Annotated in this window: 2 protein-coding genes; one reads left to right on the top strand and one right to left on the bottom strand. The window is 55.9% G+C overall.

All coding sequences use genetic code 11. The features are described from left to right. The first annotated feature begins 339 nt into the window (after window positions 1-339). Window positions 340-1,266, top strand: coding sequence for a site-specific integrase (locus GO707_RS11785; protein ID WP_114540317.1), 927 nt, complete (start codon window positions 340-342; stop codon window positions 1,264-1,266). Here the strand turns inward: GO707_RS11785 and GO707_RS11780 are convergent. Continuing rightward, window positions 1,263-1,807 (bottom strand): restriction endonuclease subunit S (locus GO707_RS11780; RefSeq protein ID WP_198161102.1); only part of this gene is annotated, 545 nt, incomplete at its 5' end. The genes GO707_RS11785 and GO707_RS11780 overlap by 4 nt on opposite strands.

Below are 1,807 nucleotides of genomic sequence, written 5' to 3'. Positions count from 1 at the left end.
GTCATCCACGGACATCTCGCCGGGCATCGAGAACCACAGATCCAGCGCATCCTGCTTGGCCCTCTTGTCGTACATTCGAACTCCCTTCCGGACACCTGGGTGTCCAACTTGGAGTCCGCACCCCCCACCAAGAAGCGATAGCTCTTATAGGATATTGTTATTCGATATGTTATTGTCAAAATGCCGCTTCCCAAACTTCCCGAGACGCTTATAACTCGCGATCTCGTGCAGAAACAACCTCTGTCGGCGACAAACAACTTGTCTCATCGCCGTATTCTTAGGGAACCTTCATCAGCGTGAGCCCTCAAACGAACCAAAAACGCAGAAAGGAACCCAGCAATGCTCAACGAACTCACGCCCAACGACACGTTCTGCGACTATTACCAGCAGTGGGTGGCCATGTATAAGGAAGGGGCCGTGCGCGATGTCACGCTCAGCAAGTACCGGCTCACCTGCGCTTGGCTGCAACGGCTCATTCCCCTGCTGACCCTCGCGGAACTCAACCGCATCACCTATCAGAAGCTGCTGAACGACTATGCCGTCAGCCACGAACGGCAGACGACAATGGATTTCCACCATCAGCTGAAGGGCGCCGTCCTCGATGCTGTCGATGAGGGTCTGGTAGAGCGCGACCCAACGCGCAAGGCCATCATTAAGGGCAAATCCCCGCGCGCCAAGAAGCAGAAGTACCTCAACCAATTCGAGCTGCACCGGCTTCTGAACGACCTCGACCTGGGGCCCGAGGTGAGCTGGGACTGGCTCATCCTCCTCATTGCGAAAACGGGGCTGCGGTTCTCCGAGGCCATTGCGCTGACACCCGACGACTTCGAGTTCAGCCGCCAAGTCGTCTCGGTCAACAAGACCTGGGACTACAAGACGGGAACTGGCTTCGTCCCAACGAAAAACCGATCTTCCGTGCGCAAGGTGCAGCTCGATTGGCAGCTGGTCATCCAGTTTTCCGAACTCACCAAAAGGCTTCCCCACGATGAGCCGATTTTCGTGGAGGGGAAGGTCTACAACTCCACCGCGAACAGCGTGCTGGAACGCCACTGCAAGCGCGCCGGCGTCCCCGTCATCTCCGTGCACGGGCTGCGCCATACCCATGCATCGCTGCTCCTGTTCGCTGGCGTCTCCATCGCCAGCGTCGCCAAGCGTCTCGGACACGCCAGCATGAATACCACCCAGAAGACCTACCTGCACATCATCCAAGAGCTAGAGAACCAGGATGTCGACCTCGTGATGCGCTCAATCTCCAGCCTCATCTAGACCCCCGCACGCTCACGCTGATGAAGGGCGATGAGCGAGTCGAGCTTCTGGAAGAGGGCGCCGATGGCTTCCTGCTCCTCTTTACGGAGCGGAATAGAGAACTCCGTATTTGAGACATTTTGCCAATCGGCGCGAGGCATTTTCGTTCCAGTTGATTCGTTTGCAACGCGTTCAAACGTCGGAGTTCGGATGAGGACAAACAAGAAACCTGAGCTAATATCAGTCGGGTTGAGCACCCAGAAATCTCCGAGTGCTATGCCTTTGAACTGGGGATTTAACCAGTTTTGCAAATAGGGTCGCAACTTTCCATAGAGCACATCACCCGGCTCAAAAGCGATCCCGCCGCGTTTGTCATGCTTCTCAATCACGTCCTTATTGAGCATGCCTTGCCCCGAGACGATATCCTCGTATTCAATGAGTAGTAACCTCTCGCGGTACCATCGATCACCTGGCTTGGTACCGGCGATCAGCAAAAGGCGGTACCGCGAGTAGGCTGTCTCGGTACCGCTAATCAGCGCGCCTCTTCTTGGCGAAGTACTCT

This window comes from Adlercreutzia rubneri (genome assembly GCF_009755265.1).
In the GTDB taxonomy this organism is placed as follows: Bacteria; Actinomycetota; Coriobacteriia; order Coriobacteriales; family Eggerthellaceae; genus Adlercreutzia; species Adlercreutzia rubneri.
Note: the sequence above shows the minus strand (reverse complement) of the source record. Positions and strands in the feature narration are given on the sequence as shown.

Bases quoted from the DNA above. Each gene is read 5' to 3' on its own strand.
- GO707_RS11785 (WP_114540317.1), top strand. From the start codon at position 340: ATGCTCAACGAACTCACGCCCAACGACACGTTCTGCGACTATTACCAG.